The sequence below is a fragment of the Marinobacter fonticola genome (assembly GCF_008122265.1).
Taxonomy (GTDB): domain Bacteria; phylum Pseudomonadota; class Gammaproteobacteria; order Pseudomonadales; family Oleiphilaceae; genus Marinobacter_A; species Marinobacter_A fonticola.
In genome coordinates this window covers 102,391-121,101 of the sequence record NZ_CP043042.1, presented here as the reverse complement: position 1 = coordinate 121,101, position 18,711 = coordinate 102,391, and the positions used below count along the sequence as shown (strand labels likewise).

The window sequence follows — 18,711 nt, the reverse complement described above, 5'->3', positions numbered from 1 at the left end:
TCCGACCGCCCGCCAACGTTTCACAAACCCGCCTCCTCCCACTGGGGTGGATTCGGCGTACGCAAACTGGCTGGCAGGTTGGAATGGCCGGTCAGGTAGGTATCGATGGCGCGTGCCGCATCACGCCCCTCACCAATCGCCCAGACCACGATGGAAGGCCCCATGTGGGCGTCGCCGCAAGCAAAGACGCCCGGTAGAGTCGTCATCAGGCGCTCATCGGTGCCGAAGCTGCCGCGATCGGTCAGGAATAAGCCTTCATCCTGGAATGCTTCGGCCTGCGGCCCGGTAAAGCCAATGGCGATCAGCACCAGGTCGGCGGGAATGTGGAGATCGCCTTCCAGCACGGTTTTGTCCTTGCGGCGGCCACGCTCGTCATAGGTCCATTCCACACGCTCAGCCAGGATGTCGTGGACACGGCCGTCGCCGTCCAAGTCTTCGAAAGCCAGGGTGTTGATAGCGAACTGCTCACTGCCGCCTTCCTGCTGGGCATAGGTCTTCTCGTAAACCTGGGGCTGCCTGGGCCAGGGGTTATCTTCGGGGCGTTCATGGGGCGCCGCCGGGCGGATACTGATTTGCACCACATCCCGCGCACCCTGGCGATGCGCCGTGGCCACGCAATCCGCGCCGGTATCGCCGCCGCCCAGCACCACGACATGACGGTCCCGGGCATCAATCGGCTGATCCACAGCCTTGCCCGCCTGCTGGCGGTTGGCCGCCGTCAGGTAGTCCATGCCGAAGTGAATGCCGTCCAACGCCCGCCCCGGCATCTGGACATCTCGATGGCTCTGGGCGCCAATAGCTAGACATACGGCATCGAACGCCGAACGTAAGTCCGCCAGGGGGCGATCCGGCCCGATACGGGCGCCGGTGTGAAAGATCACGCCTTCACGCTGCATCTGATCCACCCGCCGTGCCACCTGGTGCTTGGCGAACTTGAAGTCGGGGATGCCATACGTCATCAGTCCGCCGATCATGTCGTCACGCTCGAACACCTCCACGTGATGTCCCACCCGGTTAAGTTGCTGCGCTACCGATAGCCCGGCCGGCCCACTGCCGACAACCGCCACCCTGAAGCCGGTGCGCTGATACGGCGGCTGAGGCTGTATCCAGCCCTCGGCCCAGCCTTTATCCACAATGGCCCGTTCGATGTCCTTGATGGTCACCGGGTCATCGTTGTAAGCCAGGGTGCAAGCCGGCTGGCAAGGCGCAGGGCAGGTGTAGCCGGTGAATTCGGGGAAGTTGTTGGTGGCGTGCAGCCGGTCCAGCGCCTCGCGCCACTGATTGCGGTAGACCAGATCGTTCCACTCCGGGATCAGGTTGCCAATGGGGCAGCCGGTCATGCAGGTCGGAATTCCGCAGTCCATGCAGCGCTGGCCCTGTTCGCGCAGGTGCTCGACCGACCAGTCCGGTGCATAGATCTCGCGATAGTCCTGGATCCGCTGCGACGGATCGCGATAGCCGATGGGACGGCGGGCGATCTCGCGAAAGCCGTTGGGGTGATTTTCACTCATGGTCTATCTCCTCGAATCGAGGCATCAGCACGCTGAATCGCACGGGCTGCGGTCGGTATCGGCGTCCGCACATCGCGGCCTTCGCTGCGATAGCGCTCCACGACCGCCTGATAGTCGCCGGGGATCACCTTGATAAACCGGTCGGCAGCGGCGTCCCAGTCGTCCAGTAAGCGCCGCGCCTGGGCGCTACCGGTGTAGGCTACGTGGTTTTCCAGCAGACGCTTGAGCAGGGCGCGGTCGCGTTCGTCCTCGACCGCTTCGGTATGCACCATGGCGGGATTGATGTGTTGCTCCAAGGTCTGCGCGTCGCCGTTCTCACAGAGCAGGTAAGCTTCGCCGCCACTCATGCCGGCGCCGAAATTGCGTCCCACCGGCCCGAGCACCACGACGGTTCCACCGGTCATGTATTCGCAACCGTGATCGCCGATGCCTTCCACCACGGTCAAGGCACCGGAATTGCGGACCGCAAAGCGCTCCCCCGCGCGGCCATTGAAGTAAGCCTGACCCGCTGTCGCACCGTAGAGGGCCACATTGCCGAGCAGCGTATTGGTCGCCGCGTCAAAACCGGCCTGTGCCGGGGTGGCGATGCTGATAATACCGCCGGAGAGGCCCTTGCCCGGATAATCGTTGGCATCGCCAACCAGGTGCAGGCTGATCCCGGGCGCGAGAAAAGCGCCGAAGCTCTGGCCTGCGGTGCCGGTCAACTGGCACACAATCGTATCCTCGGGCAGACCGTCGGCCCCGTACCGATGGGCCACTTCAGCGCTGAGCAACGTGCCGAAGGTGCGATTGCGGTTGGTTAGCTCGCAAACCAGCCGCACCGGCTTGCGATCGTCCAGGGCGGGCGCGGCTTCCCAGAGCAGGCGATGGTCCAGTTTGCGGTCGAGGTTATGGTGTTGTTCGGTCACCTTGCGCGGCGTATCGCTGGAATCGGCCTGGTATAGCAGAGCGGTCAGGTCCGGCTGGATGCCCCGTGGGTGAGGCAGCGCCCGTTGCTGCAGCCGATCGACGCGTCCGATCATCTCGTCCAGGCTGCGGAAGCCCCATTGCGCCATAATCGCCCTCAGTTCACGGGCAACGAACTGCATGTAGCGCACCACATGCTCGGGCGCGCCGGGGAATTTCTTGCGCAGTTCTGCATCCTGCGTTGCAACCCCCACCGAGCAGGTGTTGCAGTGGCATTTGCGCAACATGATGCAGCCCACCGCCACCATGGGTGCGGTGCCGAAACCGAATTCCTCGGCCCCCAGCAACGCCGCGATAGCCACATCGCGCCCGGTTTTCAGCCCGCCATCCACCCGCACGCGGATCCGCGAGCGCAGACGGGTTTCCATCAACACCTGGTGGGTTTCCGCCAGACCCAATTCCCACGGGATGCCAGCCTGTTTGATGGACGTCTTCACCGACGCGCCGGTGCCGCCAGAGTCGCCGCTGATCAGTACCGCGTCCGCCCGGGCCTTGGCCACCCCCGCGGCGATGGTGCCCACGTTGGCCTTGGCCACCAGCTTGACGTGAATTTCCGCCCGCGGGTTGGCGCATTTGAGGTCGTGAATCAGTTGAGCCAAATCCTCGATGGAATAGATATCGTGGTGCGGCGGGGGCGAGATAAGCCCCACGCCGGGCACGGTGAAGCGTACCTCGGCAATTTCCTCGCCTACCTTGGCGCCGGGCAGTTCACCACCTTCGCCAGGTTTGGAGCCCTGGGCCATCTTGATCTCGATTTGCCGGGCCTGGGCCAGATAATGGTGGGTTACGCCGAAGCGGCCGCTGGCGATCTGCTTCATCGAGCACTCACGCTCGGTGCCGAAGCGATCCACCTGTTCGCCGCCCTCGCCGGTGCCGGATTTGCCGCCCACCCGGTTCATGCCCGCGGCGATGGTTTCATGCGCTTCCCGCGACAGCGCGCCGAAGGACATGGACCCGCTGGAGAAACGCCGCATCAGTGAGGCACAGGATTCAACGTCCTCCAGCGGTACCGGGTCTGCCGAGGTGACGTCCAGCAGGCCTCGCAGCGTCTGGAGCTGTTCGTTCTGGGTGTTGATGGCGTCGGCGAAGGTGTCGTAAGCCAGCTGGTTGTCCGTGCGCAGGGCGTGCTGAAGATTGCCGATCGTTACCGGATTCCACTGATGGAACTCGCCATCCCGCCGCCAGTACAGATCGCCGCCGCTGGGCAGAATCGGACTGCCGGGAATGGGCTGCGAAAAAGCGATGGCATGGGCCATGCGCAGCTCCTGTTCGATCCGCGCCAAGCCTACGCCGGGAATGCGGGCGGCGGTACCGGCGAAGTATTCGTCGACAAAATCCACATCCAGGCCCACCGCTTCGAACATCTGTGCGCCTTTGTAGCTGTCCAGCGTGGAAATCCCCATTTTCGACATCACTTTGAGGATGCCCCCTTCGGCCGCCTTGCGGTATCGCTGGAAGGGCTCGTCCACCCCGCCGGCCAGCCCGCCATCGGCCTGAAACCGCGCCAGCGATTGGGCCGCCAGCCAGGGGTGCACGGCATCGGCGCCGTAGCCGATCAAGGTGCAGAGGTGATGCACCAGGCAGGGCTCACCGGAATCCACAATGAGCGCGGCATCGGTTCGCAATCCCTGGCGGATCAGATAGTGGTGCAAGCCACTCACGGCCAGCAATGCGGGTATGGCGGGACGTTCCGGCCCGAGCGCCCGGTCGCTGAGAATCAGCATTTCATAGCCCGTGCGGATGGCGGCTTCGGCGGCGGCGCGCATCTGGTCGACAGCGGCTTCCAGTCGCAGCTCCTGCGGAAACGTCAGGTCGATGACGGTGGCGCGGATGCCGTTTACATCCAGGTCCCGGATGGCCGCCAGCTCTCGGCTGTCGAGGATCGGCGAGGCGAGATGCAGTTGCCTGCAGTGTTCCGGCGTCTGCTCCAGCAAGTTGCGCTGGCGGCCGATGTGGCTATCCAGGGAGGTGACCAGATCCTCGCGAATATAATCCAGCGGCGGGTTGGAGACCTGGGCGAACTGTTGCAGAAAATAGTTGTAGAGCGGTTTGGCAAACGACGAGAGCACCGCCGGCGGCGTATCCGATCCCATCGCGCCCATCGGATCCTTGGCCTCGTCGGCCATGGGCATCAGGATTTTCTCCACCGCTTCCCGGGTATAGCCGAAGGCACGCTGGGCCGTGTTCAGCGTGAGGGTGTCCGGGGGCTCCGCCGGCGCTGGAATGCCTTGTACCAGATCCGCCAGCGCCACCTGTTCCTGTGCCAGCCAGTGGGCGTGGTCGGGTTCGGTAAGCGTGTCGAAAATTTCTTCGTCCGGCACGATGCGGCCGGATGCACTGTCCGCCAGGAAAAGCTGACCCGGTTTCAGGCGGCCCTTGAGCACGACCTCTTCGGCGGGTGTATCCAGCACGCCGGTTTCGCTGGCCATGATCAACCGGTCATCCCGCGTGACACAGTAGCGGCAGGGCCGCAAGCCATTGCGGTCAAGAATCGCAGCCAGCGACTGGCCGTCGGTTGCCAGCACCAGCGCCGGGCCGTCCCAGGGTTCCATCAGGGTCGAACTGTACTCGTAGAAGGCGCGGCGCTCGGGCGGCATGGACGCATGCTTGTTCCAGGCCTCGGGCACCAGCATGCGCAAGGCGTGGGGCAGGGTCCGGCCCGACGCCACCAGCAACTCCAGCACCTGATCGAAACTGGCGCTGTCGGAGCCCTCCAGCTTGGGGATGATCGGCTTGAGCTTGTGGATATCGTCACCGAAAGCCTCGCTGGCGAGCAGTGCCTCGCGGGTGCGCACCCAGTTGATGTTGCCTTGCAGCGTGTTGAATTCCCCATTGTGCGCCACCCAGCGATAGGGATGCGCCAGATGCCAGGCGCCCAGGGTATTGGTGGAGAAACGCGAGTGGACCAGCGCCAGGGCACTGGTCATGTCCTCGTCCCGTAGGTCGGGGAAGAACAGCGGCAACTGGCCGCAGGTGAGCATGCCCTTGTAGACAAGACGGCGGCGATCCAGGGAGCACACGTAAAAGGATTCGGGTTCGGCCAGCGCCACTTCGGCGGCGGCACGCTCCAGACAACGGCGCAGTACATAGAGGCGACGATCCAGAGCGGCGGGGTCCGATGCCTCCGGCGCCGTCACAAAAACCTGTTTGACCACCGGCTGGGCCGCTTGCGCAGACGCCCCCAGGTCCCGGCCATCCACCGGAACCTCGCGCCAGGCCAGCAGACGGCACCCCTCGGACTCAACCGTGTGCTCGACCATTTTGACCAGCTCTGCCTGCTCTTGCGGGTCAGCGGGAAAGAAGATCTGGCCGACACCGTAGTCGTCCTCGTGCCACTCCTCCAGTTCGGGGACGTGCCGGCACAGGAAATCGTGCGGTTTTTGCAACAGGATGCCCGCACCGTCGCCGGTCTTTTCCTCGGCCCCACGCGCACCGCGGTGGTCGAGGTTATCCAGAAGACGCAGCGCGTCGGCGACGAGGGCATGGGAGCGACGGCCCTTGAGATCCATCAGGGCGCCGACACCGCAATTGGCATAGCTCGCGGCGGGATCGTACAGGCCGTTATGTGGGCGCCGGGGTTGCTTGGCGGGATATCGGTCACTCATTGCTGAAGACACCTCCCGTGCGGCGCGAACCGCAGTCGTCCATAGGCAAGCTGTTTTGACTTTGACCGACCCCAACACGGGCCGTCAAGCCGCCTGCCCCAGTGATTTTCAGGAACACTCAATAAAATCCGCTAACGTGCGCAAAATTGACGATAATTTCCCGATTGGCGCAGCGTTAATTTTTGGACAGCCACGTGTCGACCGGCGTTCAACACCCACGGCAGAACCCGACACCGTTGCCGCGGGCTACTCCAACCAGTCGAAAGAATCGTTCAGGAACGCGTTGTCTTTCTCTTCGACGATTTCGCCGTGGGCCATGACGATGAATTTCGGCACCCAGGCCTTGATATGGGTCAGGCTGTCCTGAGCGTGGCGCCGATTAAAGGTCAGCCGCCAATCCAATGGCGTTTTGCCGTGGGGCGCGACGATCCCGGCCAGACGGGCGATAGGCTGCTGCCACCAGTTGAAATGGCCTGCGGGGAAGTTCTCGATCAGATCCGCTACGATCAGCGTCGCCGACGGGCGATGGAAAAAGACCGCTTCCTCCATCATCCGCGACCCCGAGAAGATGATTTGATCGATTTCCGCCGACCAGGGCCAATGCCGCTGGCTATCGAGCACGGCGTCGAACGTCAGGTCCTTGCGCTTACCGATCACCTGGGCGGTACCGTAGAGGCTGGCCTCGGGGAAAGCCTGCTGCCACTCGCCGATAAACAGGTGATGCAGATGATTCGGTGCGATCAGGTAGCGTACCGTACCCAGCGTGCTCACCCGCGAGTGCAGGTGCGGGGTCAGGCGCACCGGGCTGTGAACCCAAAGCGACCCGTCGGCAAGCCGTATGCAGGTCATCCGCGTCGTGTAGGGGAAACCATGAAACGGCACGGTCTCGCCATCGACGATCCAGACGTTTTCCGCGAGTTCATGCAGGCTTTGCGGCGAATCGGGTAGCTCGTCCATTCCCATACGGCGCTCCGTTACGCGTCGGTTTCCGGCCCCAGAATCCATTGCCGGGCCTGCTCGAGCTGGTCAAACGGGTAGGTGCGCACCTCAGCTTCCACCATGTGGCTGCCGATGGTCTCGGCGGCGTTGACCACGGCGGAATCGGTCACCAGCGCTACCTTGCGAACCTGCCGGTGGTGTTCACGCACGAACTTGAGATGGGTCAGCATCGAGGCGAACGAAGCCCATCCCGGAAAGGTTCCCACATGGATGATGATGCCCTGCAGTGGACCGATTCGTTCGATGTGGGGATCAATCACCCCCACGGCAGAGGCGAAATCGTCTTCGGTCAGCGTGCCTTCGGGCTCCAGAATGGCGATGCCCTCCTCGCGATCAAGCTTCACGTTCAGCATGAATAATCCTCCCTGGGTCGAGACTTTGGCTTGGTCGAAGACAAAACGGTGGAACACGGACTCTCTACGCGTGCTTAGTTCGCAGTCTAGTCCCGATGGACCCGGTGCGGGTAGGGGGACAGAGACGACATACTGCGCTTCAATCGAATGCCTCGTGCTGAGGCAGAGCATCGGTAATCTCGTGCCACGGCGCCTTACTGCCCACATAGACGTGACGCCCGGCTTTGACCTGGGGGTCGGTATCCAGGGTTCCCAGTGGAAAACCGAGTACCTCCGGCGCGGCATCGAAGCGGGTGTACAGGCTCGATCCGCAGACCGAGCAGAAGCTCTTGTGCTCGCCCGGTGAGGACTCGTAAAAACGGATCAGATCGTCACCTTTGAGGGTCTTCCAGTGCTCAGCACTCACCTTCGCACGGGTACGGAAGGCCGAGGCGTGGAGTTTGCGGCACATGGAGCAATGGCAGTTCAGCACATCGGTCAGCTCGCCGTTAATCTCGTATTGCACGCCGCCGCAGAGGCAGCTTCCCTGGTGATGCATGTTTCTACATCCTATGTCATGGGTTTCAGTTAACGGCATCTATTGCTTCGTCAGTCGCACCACAATGTACGAATAAAGCGTATCGCCATCGAGCGTATTGAAAGCCGTGCCGCAGACGGCCGTCCATTCGCCGGGTTGGATCGGTATGCGTGTATGCACAGAGGTGAAGTTGTCCGGATCGGCATTCAGGAAAGCGAATTTCAGTATGGGCGGTGCATCCTTTTCAGGAATCAGGGCATAGCCAACGCCGATACCGGCTGTGTTAAAGGTGCCGGTTTGGTCGATATCCACACCGATCCGGATCGCCGCCGCGTTGTCGAGAAAAGCCTGAGTTGGCGTGACGTCCATTAATTCGGCCGATTCGCCGAAGGGCGCTTGCGTGTCACCGTAACGGATGTCGAGGATATAACCCTTACCGGCCTTCAGCTCCTCGAGCAGTGCGTTGTCCGGTAGCGGCGGGGCAGCCTCGGCAATGACGAAGGGATGCATCCATCCCTGAAGAACAATAAGCGCGATGAGGGCATGCTTGAGCATAAGGGTTCCGTCCTTGAACCGTCTGGGGCGTTGTCCGGGCAACGGGAAAACGCCGGACTACGACTATAGCTTACACGCTATGGTAACCATTGCCACATTGAGACGGCTGGCGTGGTTCACAGCTCCACGGGTCTCTGCAGCCCAGGCCTGCGAAAGCTGTTCGTTCTGTAATCCGATTAGGGTAGAAGGGAACGGTCGAAACTCATTAGGCTAGAGGCATGGATAAGTCACTGGCAGTGGTTTTCGGCGGAACAGGCTATTTGGGCACGCACATCGTGCGCCAGCTTCAAGAGGCAGGCTACCGTGTGCGTATTGCTTCGCGTTCGCCCCAGGCCCGCGTGCCCGGCGATCCGGAGTTTCAAATAGAAGGCTGTGAAGCCGATATTCTGGACGAAGCATCCATCGCAAATGCGATCGAGGGCGCCACCGCAGTGATCAACGCCGTGAGCCTCTACGTTGAACAACCGCCGGAATTGACCTTCGACGCGGTGCATGTGAAAGGAGCCGTTCAACTGGCCCGGTGCTGCAAAGAGGCGGGCATTCGCACGCTGGTCCAGATTTCTGGCCTCAATGCCGATCCGCAATCCCGTTCGCCTTATATCAGCGCCCGAGGGCGCGGCGAAAACCAGGTCCGCGAGACCTTCCCCAACGCTATCGTTCTGCGTCCTAGCGCCCTGTTTGGCGGTGGTCAGGGTTTGGTAGTGACCCTCAAGGCGCTGACCCGGCTGCCGTTGGTCCCTCTTTTCGGCAAGGGCGAGACCCGGTTGCAGCCGGTGCATGTTAACGACGTTGCCAAAGCCGCGGTGCAAGTGCTTGAAGACGCCGAAGCCCCTGGCCAGATCTATGAGCTTGGCGGCCCCCAAGTGTTCAGCTATCGCGAGCTGGTGAAGGTGGTGATGGGCCAGGTCCATCGCCATCACCGGCTGATTTCGGTGCCTTTCCCGCTCTGGCACCTCGGGGCCCGTGTGCTGTCGTGGCTGCCCAACCCGCCTCTGACACGGGATCAGCTGATCCTGATGGAATCGGACAATCGGGTGGGGCCTGGCGCGCGGACCTTCAAGATGCTGAATATCGCGCCCGTCAGTGTGACGGAGACGATTATCGAGGCTGACTAGCGAACCGAAATTAGACCATAAGAAAGCAGGCGCTTATCCGCCTGCACATCGTCGATCTACCGCGTCGCCCAACCTCCGGAAATCGGAAAGACCTGCCCGACAAAGCAATCCGCCGCATCGCTACACAGATAGGCGGCAAACTCCGCGTCTTCTTCCGGCGAAACCAGCCGACCGAGGGGCACCTCACGCTTCAAGCGCTCCTGAAAACGCGGATTGGCCTGGACGTCTTGGGGGAAGTAAGTTGGATTGTCCACGAAGTTTTGGGCAATCGCATTGACTTGAATATTGTACTTGGCCAATTCCACACCGATGGCTTGGACGTAGGCCAGCTGGGCTCCGCGGGCGGCGCTGTAGGTCGATGCTCGCTTCATGCCGCGCAGGGCTGCAGCGCTGCCGATAACCAGTATCTTGCCCTTGCCACGCTCGACCATGCCGGGCAGGACCGCTTTGACCAGCCGCGGCAGCGGATCGACCAGCGCCGAGAAGACACTGCGCCATTCGTCTTCAGTGACATCCACGGCCTGCGTGCTCGGCGCCTCGATGGCCAGATTGGCAACCAGCACATCCACATTCCCCGCGTTTCTAATCACTTCAATGGCCGCACCGGTCGGCATGAGGGGCAGAGTGTCTTCCACCACGTCGGCGCCATGGTCCGCCAACGCCTGGCACAGCGCCGGCCCCATGAAGTCCTCGGCCTGGGTTACGAGAATGCGCTTGTTCTGCAGTGAAGGATGAGCGCGTGCCATTGTCCATCTCCTGTCTGGAAGGTCATCGGTCATCAAACAAACGGCTTAGGCGAAGACTCTGAATAACGCCTGCTCACACCATACCTGCGTCATCGTCGGATTGCAGCCTTCGCCGATGGGAGCTGCGGCCGGAAAATGAGCAAACCGAAATGTGTGTTCGCTACCGTTTACCTGTAGCGTGAGAACGACCTATACACTACCTATGCACTACTTATGCACTACCTATGCACTTCGGCCCTGATACATCAGGGGCATCAACGGGACACCGACACACCATGATGGATACCGCCCTGGCAAGAAAACCGTTCAAAATTCTCGCTCGCATGGGCTACTGCGCCCGCGGGCTCATCTATCTCGTGGTGGGGTCCCTAGCAGCCGCTTCGGTGGCGGGCGAAGGCGGCGGCACGACGGATACGAAGGGCGCCATCATCAAAATCCTGTCTCAGCCGTTGGGCAACACGCTGCTTTTGCTGCTGATTGTCGGTCTCGTCGGTTATACGGCCTGGCGTCTGACCCAAGCCGTGTTCGACGCGGACCGGCACGGCTTGGCCCCTAAGGGCCTCGCGATTCGGGCAGCTTTACTTATCAGCGCCATTACTCACGGCGTGCTGGCTTACTGGACGGGAAAGCTGCTGTTCGACTTCAGTGGCGGTGGCGGTAGTGGTGGTGGAGAGCAGGGCCGCGCTTTTCTGGCTACGGGCACGGGCCAGGTGGTCCTCGGCGCGGCGGGAATACTCTTCGTCGTGGTGGGCCTGGCCCATCTGTTTAAAGGCTTCACCGCCCGGTTTGACCGCTATATGGAAATTCCCGAAAACCACCGTATCTGGATAAAACCCCTATGCCGCTTCGGTCTGATTGCCCGGGGCGTAGTCTGGTGCATGGTCGGCTGGTTTTTGATCGACTCGGCTCAGAAAGCCAACAGCAGCGATATTAAGGGCATGGGCGAGGCAATGGACGTACTGCGCAATTCCCCGTTTGGCGAATGGCTGTTGGGCATCGTTGCGGCAGGCTTGATAGCCTTCGGTCTATATAACTTTCTCGAGGCGGCCTTCCGCCGCATCCGGGTTTGAAGGCGGCTTCAAGCGTATTGAAAATCGCCGCAACGCGTTACATCATCATATGACAATGACAAACAGACCCAATAACGATAAAGCTAAGCGTGACTGAGAGAGCGACCCCAAAAATACAGACCGTCACACAAGGTACGCATCGCGCTGTACAAGGATGACGTGCCCGAACCAGGAGGTTCCCGTCATGTCAGGCAAGGACAGCAATCCCCCCGGCGAAGAGCAGGGAAACGGCGTCAGGACGTATGACGCTTTTCTTTCGTCCCGCAGAACGTTTTTGAAATCCATTGGTGCCACGGGCGTCGCGGCTACCACCCCCACATGGGCATCCATGGCGCAGGATGGCGCCGATCAGATTGAGGCCCAGCAGGATGGCGCGCCTGCCGAGGGCGAACGCCAGATCAAACTTACGGTAAACGGCCAGACCCACACCCTCAACGTGGCGCCCAACGCGATCCTGCTCGACGTAATGCGTGAGCGGCTGGCACTCACCGGCACCAAAAAAGGCTGCGACCTGGGCCAGTGCGGCGCTTGCACCCTTCACGTCAACGGCACCGCGGTCAATTCCTGCCTTTCGTTGGCCGTCGCTCACGACGGCGACGAGATTACCACCATCGAAGGCGTAGCTGAGAACGACCAACTGCATGCGCTGCAAGAAGCCTTCTGGGAGGAAGACGCCTACCAGTGCGGCTACTGTACGTCCGGCCAGATCATGAGCGCCCTGAACGTCCTGGAAGACGAGCGTATTCCCAAGGACGATAACGCCGCCATCCGCGAGGCTATGAGCGGCAATATTTGCCGCTGCGGGGCCTACAGCAACATCCTCGCGGCGATCCAGTCCGCCCACCGCAAACTCGGGGGGATCAGCTAATGCGACATTTCGACTATGCCCGCCCGTCACAAACCGGCCAGGCCGTTACTACCCATGCAAACCGGACATCCGCCTATCTCGGCGGCGGCACCAATCTGCTGGATATGATGAAGATCGACATCATGCGCCCGGAGCAGGTAGTGGACATCAACGGTCTGGGCCTGGATCAGATCGAACCGTTGTCCGACGGCCGTCTGCGCGTCGGCGCCCTGGTGAGCAATACCGCACTCGCTTACGACGACCGGGTGCGGCAGGAGTACGCCGTGCTCAGCGAGGCGCTGTTGTCCGGCGCCAGCCGCCAGCTACGCAACAAGGCGACGACAGCCGGCAATGTGATGCAACGGGTCCGCTGTCCCTATTTCCGCGATGGCTACTCGCCGTGTAACAAGCGCGAACCCGGCACCGGTTGCGCCGCCATCGGCGGGCATAATCGCAGCGTGCATGCGGTGCTCGGCACCAGCGATCAGTGCATCGCCACACACCCCTCGGATATGTGCGTGGCGATGGCGGCAATTGGCGCGACAGTCACCGTGGAAGGCCCGCAGGGCCAGCGCGAGATCGATTTCCTCGACTTTCACTTGCTGCCCGGCGATACCCCGCAGGAGGAGCATGCGCTCAAAGCCGACGAGTTGATCACCCATGTCACGCTGGATGCGCCCATGTCCGGCAGCCGCTCAGGCTACCTCAAGCTGCGTGACCGTTCGTCCTACCAGTTTGCCCTGGCTTCGAGCGCGGTCATCGTCTCCACCGATGGGGGCACCGTACGCGATGCGCGTATTGCCCTGGGCGGCGTGGGCACCAAACCCTGGCGCGCCAAGGAGGCGGAGCAGGCCCTGATCGGCCAGAACCTGTCGGAGGCTGCTTTCCAGAGCGCTGCCAAAAAGGTGTTCCAGAACGCCAGGGCCTTCGAGCATAACGCCTTCAAGATTCCGCTGGGCCAGCAGGCTATTGTCCGTAACCTCAACATCCTTACTGCCTGAGGGCCAGAGCGAGCAAAGGAGATTGCCATGAGCGAAAACGCAGGCACAAGCCCGAAATCCGCCGGCATCATTGGCGCCGGACCCAAACGCATTGACGGCCGTTTGAAAGTGACCGGCAGCGCGCCTTACGCCTCCGACCACCAGCCGGAAAACATGGCCTATGGCCACGGTGTGTTCAGCACCATTGCCAGCGGCACGGTGAAGAACCTCGATTTGAGCGAAGCGAAAGCGTCTCCCGGGGTCATCGACATTTTCCACCACGGTCACTTTCCCGAGCTGTATCACACGCCGTCTTCGATGGAACAGAACAACAAAGTGGAAGAAACCCGGCTGCCGTTCGAGGACAACACGATCTACTACGCCGGCCAGTTCGTCGCCCTTGTGGTCGCGGATACTTTCGAGAACGCGCGCGCCGCCGCCTACAAGGTGAAGGTGGAGTATGAGGAGCACGAAGCGGTGGCCAACCTGGAGCAGGGGCTCAAGGACAACGGCACGCAATCCACCGGCAGCGAGAACAATCATCGCCGGGGCGACGCCGACGCCGCTTTCGGCCAAGCCGCCCACCGTATCGATGCCACCTACACCACGTTGGTAGAGACCCACAACCCCATGGAGCTGCACGCGACAGTGGCGGAATGGCGGGGCGACCAGCTCAAGGTCTACGAGGCTTCCCAGGCGGTAGTCCAGCAGAAAGGCGCGCTGGCCAAGATCTTCGGTATCGCGCCGAACCAGGTGGAGGTGATTTCCACCTTCATCGGCTCCGGCTTCGGCAGCAAGTTGTGGATGTGGCCCCATGCCGTGACGGCGGCGGCGGCGGCGCAAATGCTTGACCGCCCGGTACAGGTCGTGGTGCCGCGCAACCAGATGTTCACCACCACCGGTCACCGCCCGGAGACGCGCCAGCGCATTCGCCTGGGGACCGACAACAACGGCAAGCTGGTGGCCATCAGCCATGAGACGATCAGCACCACGTCCTTCACCGACCAGTACGTGGAAGCCTGCGGCGGCATGACCAAGGCGCTCTACGGTTGCGAAGACGTCACCGTGACCCACGAAACCACCCAGGTAAATCGCGGCACGCCCACCTCCATGCGGGCGCCGGGTGCTACGCCGGGTTTGTTTGCCCTGGAATCGGCAATCGATGAAATGGCTATCGCTGCCGGTGTGGATCCGCTGGAGTTCCGCATGGACAACTACGCCGACCGGGACCAATCCAAGGATCTGCCCTGGTCGAGCAATAAGATCCGGGAGGCGACCCAGCAAGCGGCAGAGGCGTTCGGCTGGTCGAAACGTAACCCCGAGATCGGCGCCATGCGCGACGGCAACGAAATCATTGGCTGGGGCATGGCCGCCTGCAACTGGGAGGCCTTGCGCCGGGAATGCGACGCCCGGGTGTCCCTGCGTGCGGACGGCACCGCCTATGTAACTTGTGCCACCCAGGACATTGGCACCGGTACCTACACGGTGGTGGCTCAGGCCGTCAGCAGCGTGACCGGACTGCCGCTGGAGAAAATCACCGTCAAGCTGGGTGATTCGTCTTACCCCAACGGCCCGGTCTCCGGTGGTTCCTGGGCGACGGCGACAACATTGCCGGCGGTGGCCAAAGCCACGCGGCTGGCCATCGACCAGCTCAAAGAGCACGCCACCAGCAAGAAAAGTCCGTTTGAGGGCGCCAAGGGTGACGATCTCTCGTTCGCCAACGGCAAGCTGCATCACAGCGATGGGCGGTCGGTGGACTATACGGAGGTGCTGGAAAGCCTACGCCTGGCCAGCGCCGATGGCGAAGGCCACACCGGAGGCGCGGATACCAGCGAGTACTCGTTCCGCTCCTTCGGCGCCCACTTCGTGGAGATCCGCTGGGACCCGGGCATCTCCAATTTGCGGGTCAGCCGCGTGGCCAGCGCCATCGATGTAGGTCAGATCGTGAACGCGAAAACCTCGCGCAACCAGATCGAGGGGTCGGTGGTGATGGGCATCGGCAGCGCCTTGTTCGAGGGCACGAATTACGACTCGCGCAACGGCATACCCGTCAACAACAACTACGCGGAATACCTGGTGCCTACCCATGCGGACCAACCGCCGGAGATGGAAGTGATCCTGCTGGACTACCCGGACTACGCCTTCAACGAATTCGGCGCCCGGGGGATCGGCGAGATCGGCATTACCGGCATCAGCGCAGCCATCGCCAACGCTGTTTACCACGCCACGGGCAAACGTATCCGGGAGATCCCGATCCGTAAGGAAATGCTTATGGACGATGTGCCGGCCGCGACGGCCTGAAGGCGTTGAAGTTGAAAAGGTGCAGCGCGCCTCGGTGGCCGCACCTTTTCCATCGTCCCACCGTTAGATCACTATCTAGATCACTATTTAGAGCACTATCCGTCACTATCAGGACAACCAGCCGAACACGTCCTCTTCGGTGCCGGTCTGAATGCCGACCAACGCTTCGCGCAGGCGCTGGGTGTTCGAGCCGATCTTGCCGCCATTGACCACGTATTCGCGGCCATCGTGGACGAACGTGCCCACGCCCGCCAGCACCGCCGCCGTGCCGGACAGCATGGCTTCGCCGGTCTTGATCCAGTCCTTGATATCGTCGACGGTGAAGTCCTGCTCGATCACCTCGTAGCCCAGATGTTTGGCCAGGGCGACCACCGAATCCCGGGTGACACCGTGGAGAAAAGTGCTGTCCAGCGGCTTGGTCAGTAACTGCCGGTCGTTAACCAGGAAGAAGTTGGACGCGCCGGTTTCCTGCACGTCGCCGTTGGGGCAGAACAGCACTTGATCCACACCCTGCTCTTCGCGGCCACGGATCACGTGGCGCAGGGCAGAGGCGTAGTTACCGCCGGTCTTGGCCTGGCCGAAACCGGGAGCGCTGCGCATCTGCTGGTCTTCGACCAGGATCGACAGCGGTCGCCCGCCACCGGAGAAGTAGTCGCCCACCGGGGAGGCCAGCACGTAGAACATCGCCTCGGCAGAGGACGCGCCCGCCGCGCCGATATTGGTTTCGGTGCCGATCAGCGTGGGTCGCAGGTAAAGAGCCCCGGGTGGCTTGGGCAGGATATTGCGACTTTCCGATACCGTCCAACGCACCATCTGTTCGACCACATCCGTGGGCGGAGCCGGCAGGCATACCAGGCCGGCGCTTTGTTGCAGACGCGCCAGGTGGCGGTCCAGACGGAAGATCCGTACGTCGCCGTCCGGCATGCGAAAAGCCTTCAGGCCTTCAAAGCAGGTGCTGGCGTAATGCAGGACGTGAGCACCGGGATGAATGGAAAGAGGCGCGACCGGAATCGACTCCACGTCCGACCAGTTACCGTCCAGATAACGGGTGACGGTCATGGTATCGGCGAACACCGTGCCGAATGGCGCGGGTTTTGCGGATGATTGCGAGTGGTCTAGCGTTGCCTCTTCCATTGCATTGTCCTTCGAACGTTTGCGGGTATTGCCCGACATAATGGGGCAATCAGTCTATCCGATATATCAGGGATTGTAGCGGTTTGGTTGCCGAGAAATGATCGGGCTCAGTCGCCAATCACCACCCGGTTCCGGCCCTGGCTCTTGGCTTTGTAGAGCGCCTCGTCAGCCTGGGAAAATAATTGTCTTGCGCGACGGGTATTCTCAGGGCCCAGTGTGCTCAGCCCGATGCTCAGCGTGACATGATCGTCAACGGTCGATGTTTCATGCGGCATACGAAGTCCGTCGACAGCCGCCCTGATTCTTTCTGCGATCACCAAGGCGTCACTTTCGCTGGTACCCGGCAGTACGACGGCAAACTCCTCGCCCCCATAGCGCACGATGAGATCAGTCGGTCGGCGTACCACGTCGGTCAGCGTGGCCGCAATCCGGCGCAGACACTCGTCACCCGCCTGGTGGCCGTAGACATCGTTATAGAGCTTGAAGCAATCGACATCGCACATCAGCACCGAAAGCATTTGGCTCCCGGCCAATCCATTCTGGGAAGTCTGATCCAGAAACCGGTCCAAACTGCGTCGATTCGCCAAGCCGGTGAGCTGATCGGTGGTACTGAGCTTTTCCAGGTCGCGATTGCTGCTGATCAGCCGGTCCTCAGCCTCGTCAATATCCCTGCGAAACAGATGCGAGAACGCCCCACTGAGTGCAATGGCGCTTGTCACGCTGACAATGTAAACGTAGTCAATGAAGGGCTCCGGCAACGGCGTCGCGCCCACCGCGAACAGGAACTCGCAGATGAGGAAAAAGGCGCCGATAATAGCCAGCACGAGGATGAGCATCGCTGTGCGATGGCGCCGGAACATAAGCGCCTGGATACCGCCAATCGAGAAGTAGAACAAATGCACGCCGGCATCGGCGCTGATGAAATAGGTCACGATGAGAATCTGCGCGGACGCGTTGACCAGTGCCAGGTTGCGGGCCTGATTGTGGTAACCCTGCCGGTTAACAAGGAGCACGCTCAGATAAACGGCGATGAACAGCAGATTACAGGTGAACACCGGCCAGTAGAGACCGATATCGTAAACCAGATAGAACACTTGGTACGGTAGGGTCGCCAAAGCCCCAAACAGGCCGATCTGGTTACTCAGAGCAATCTGCCGGGTCAGCCGGGCGGACTTGCCCCGCGTGCCCTGCAGCCAGAGCCGTTCGATAGCTGAGTACATAGGCGTTGTATTTATGCTGGGCTTAGGGGGTCTGGGCTTTAGGGAAACTATAGGTCAGATACCGAGGAGCGCTACTCGAACCGCCGCGCCTGGCTGTACCGGTCTCGCCAGTAATAGCCGTCCAGCGCGGATTCGGTCACGCCAACCGATGTTGAGGCGTGGATAAAGCGATTATTCCCCATATAGATCCCGGCATGCTGATCCTTTCCACTGATACGGAAAAACACCAAATCCCCGGGTTGCACGTTATTTCGGGGCACCACCTCGCCGTGCGCCAGCAGTTGGGTTGTGGTTCTCGGCAATTGGCGCCCAAAGGCTTCCCGGTAGGCTGTCATGATAAAGCCGGAGCAGTCGAACCCCTGGGCCGAGGTACCGCCGTAGTGATAAGGCACGCCTTCGTAACGCTCGAACACCTGCCAGAGCTGGGCAGCCGTCACGGCGCTGTCCGCATCCATGGGCTTGGCGGACGGTGCGGGCGTATAGGGATCGAGACCCGGCGTACTGGCGCAGCCGCCGAGGGTCAGGCAGATGAGGAGCCATACACCCAGCCAGCGTCCACGGACCGGCATCCGATAAACAGCGGCCAGCGGCATTGAAAAGGGAAGTGTCAGCGCGTGCATGCAAGCAATCCATGAAGAACCAGCGATAGCTGATTACTTTATAAGCGATTCCGTCAGTTGTCAGGTTACGATTGTCGGGTTCAAGGGCAGAACGTTCGCCTGCGGAGGACGTTTAAACGATTAAGATAGTTCGCGGGGCTGCCGGCATCCGTCAACTTCACTTAATTTCAAC

General features: G+C 61.5%; 15 protein-coding genes. 5 read left to right on the top strand and 10 right to left on the bottom strand.

Going from position 1 to position 18,711, the window contains the following annotated elements:
- Nucleotides 1–20: 20 nt before the first annotated feature.
- From FXO11_RS00530 to FXO11_RS00505, 6 genes are all read right to left on the bottom strand, one after another.
- Entirely contained in the window at nt 21–1,511 is a 1,491-nt protein-coding gene (locus FXO11_RS00530; RefSeq protein WP_148861066.1) for a glutamate synthase subunit beta, read from the bottom strand.
- On the bottom strand, nt 1,508–6,082 hold the full coding sequence (gltB, locus tag FXO11_RS00525; RefSeq protein ID WP_148861065.1) for a glutamate synthase large subunit: 4,575 nt from the start codon (nt 6,080–6,082) through the stop codon (nt 1,508–1,510). Before gltB ends, FXO11_RS00530 begins: the two co-directional genes overlap by 4 nt.
- Before the next feature lie 246 nt (nt 6,083–6,328).
- On the bottom strand, nt 6,329–7,039 hold the full coding sequence (locus tag FXO11_RS00520; protein WP_227545993.1) for a DUF4336 domain-containing protein: 711 nt from the start codon (nt 7,037–7,039) through the stop codon (nt 6,329–6,331).
- 17 nt (nt 7,040–7,056) lie between these two features.
- Nucleotides 7,057–7,434: a SpoIIAA family protein gene (locus FXO11_RS00515; protein WP_148861064.1), complete on the bottom strand. Its 378-nt coding sequence runs from the start codon at nt 7,432–7,434 to the stop codon at nt 7,057–7,059.
- A gap of 139 nt (nt 7,435–7,573) precedes the next feature.
- Nucleotides 7,574–7,972 carry a GFA family protein gene (locus FXO11_RS00510; RefSeq protein ID WP_148861063.1) on the bottom strand — a complete coding sequence of 133 codons (399 nt, stop codon included), beginning with the start codon at nt 7,970–7,972 and terminating at the stop codon, nt 7,574–7,576.
- 39 nt (nt 7,973–8,011) lie between these two features.
- Nucleotides 8,012–8,506 (bottom strand): hypothetical protein, encoded by a 495-nt coding sequence (locus FXO11_RS00505; RefSeq protein WP_148861062.1) that lies wholly within the window; start codon nt 8,504–8,506, stop codon nt 8,012–8,014.
- Nucleotides 8,507–8,724: 218 nt separating this feature from the next.
- On the opposite strand from FXO11_RS00505, the gene FXO11_RS00500 reads away from it, so the two are divergent.
- Nucleotides 8,725–9,621, top strand: a complete 897-nt coding sequence (locus FXO11_RS00500; RefSeq protein WP_148861061.1) for a complex I NDUFA9 subunit family protein — start codon at nt 8,725–8,727, stop codon at nt 9,619–9,621.
- 56 nt (nt 9,622–9,677) lie between these two features.
- Here the strand turns inward: FXO11_RS00500 and FXO11_RS00495 are convergent, their stop codons facing one another.
- Nucleotides 9,678–10,367 carry an SDR family oxidoreductase gene (locus FXO11_RS00495; RefSeq protein WP_148861060.1) on the bottom strand — a complete coding sequence of 230 codons (690 nt, stop codon included), beginning with the start codon at nt 10,365–10,367 and terminating at the stop codon, nt 9,678–9,680.
- A 275-nt stretch (nt 10,368–10,642) separates the two neighbouring features.
- On the opposite strand from FXO11_RS00495, the gene FXO11_RS00490 reads away from it, so the two are divergent.
- The 4 genes from FXO11_RS00490 (at nt 10,643) to FXO11_RS00475 (ending at nt 15,565) form a co-directional block, all read left to right on the top strand.
- Nucleotides 10,643–11,437, top strand: coding sequence for a DUF1206 domain-containing protein (locus FXO11_RS00490; RefSeq protein ID WP_148861059.1), 795 nt, complete (start codon nt 10,643–10,645; stop codon nt 11,435–11,437).
- A 184-nt stretch (nt 11,438–11,621) separates the two neighbouring features.
- Nucleotides 11,622–12,305: a (2Fe-2S)-binding protein gene (locus FXO11_RS00485; RefSeq protein ID WP_148861058.1), complete on the top strand. Its 684-nt coding sequence runs from the start codon at nt 11,622–11,624 to the stop codon at nt 12,303–12,305.
- On the top strand, nt 12,305–13,285 hold the full coding sequence (locus FXO11_RS00480; protein ID WP_148861057.1) for an FAD binding domain-containing protein: 981 nt from the start codon (nt 12,305–12,307) through the stop codon (nt 13,283–13,285). The genes FXO11_RS00485 and FXO11_RS00480 overlap by 1 nt, the downstream gene beginning before the upstream one ends.
- Before the next feature lie 27 nt (nt 13,286–13,312).
- Nucleotides 13,313–15,565 carry a xanthine dehydrogenase family protein molybdopterin-binding subunit gene (locus tag FXO11_RS00475; RefSeq protein WP_148861056.1) on the top strand — a complete coding sequence of 751 codons (2,253 nt, stop codon included), beginning with the start codon at nt 13,313–13,315 and terminating at the stop codon, nt 15,563–15,565.
- A gap of 108 nt (nt 15,566–15,673) precedes the next feature.
- Here the strand turns inward: FXO11_RS00475 and FXO11_RS00470 are convergent, their stop codons facing one another.
- From FXO11_RS00470 to FXO11_RS00460, 3 genes are all read right to left on the bottom strand, one after another.
- The gene (locus tag FXO11_RS00470) at nt 15,674–16,699 is read right to left on the bottom strand and encodes a branched-chain amino acid aminotransferase (protein ID WP_148861055.1); all 1,026 of its coding nucleotides are present in this window, start codon (nt 16,697–16,699) and stop codon (nt 15,674–15,676) included.
- Nucleotides 16,700–16,806: 107 nt separating this feature from the next.
- Nucleotides 16,807–17,919, bottom strand: coding sequence for a diguanylate cyclase (locus FXO11_RS00465; RefSeq protein ID WP_148861054.1), 1,113 nt, complete (start codon nt 17,917–17,919; stop codon nt 16,807–16,809).
- Between the two features lie 71 nt (nt 17,920–17,990).
- Nucleotides 17,991–18,539, bottom strand: a complete 549-nt coding sequence (locus FXO11_RS00460) for a C40 family peptidase (RefSeq protein ID WP_227545992.1) — start codon at nt 18,537–18,539, stop codon at nt 17,991–17,993.
- Nucleotides 18,540–18,711 lie beyond the last annotated feature (172 nt).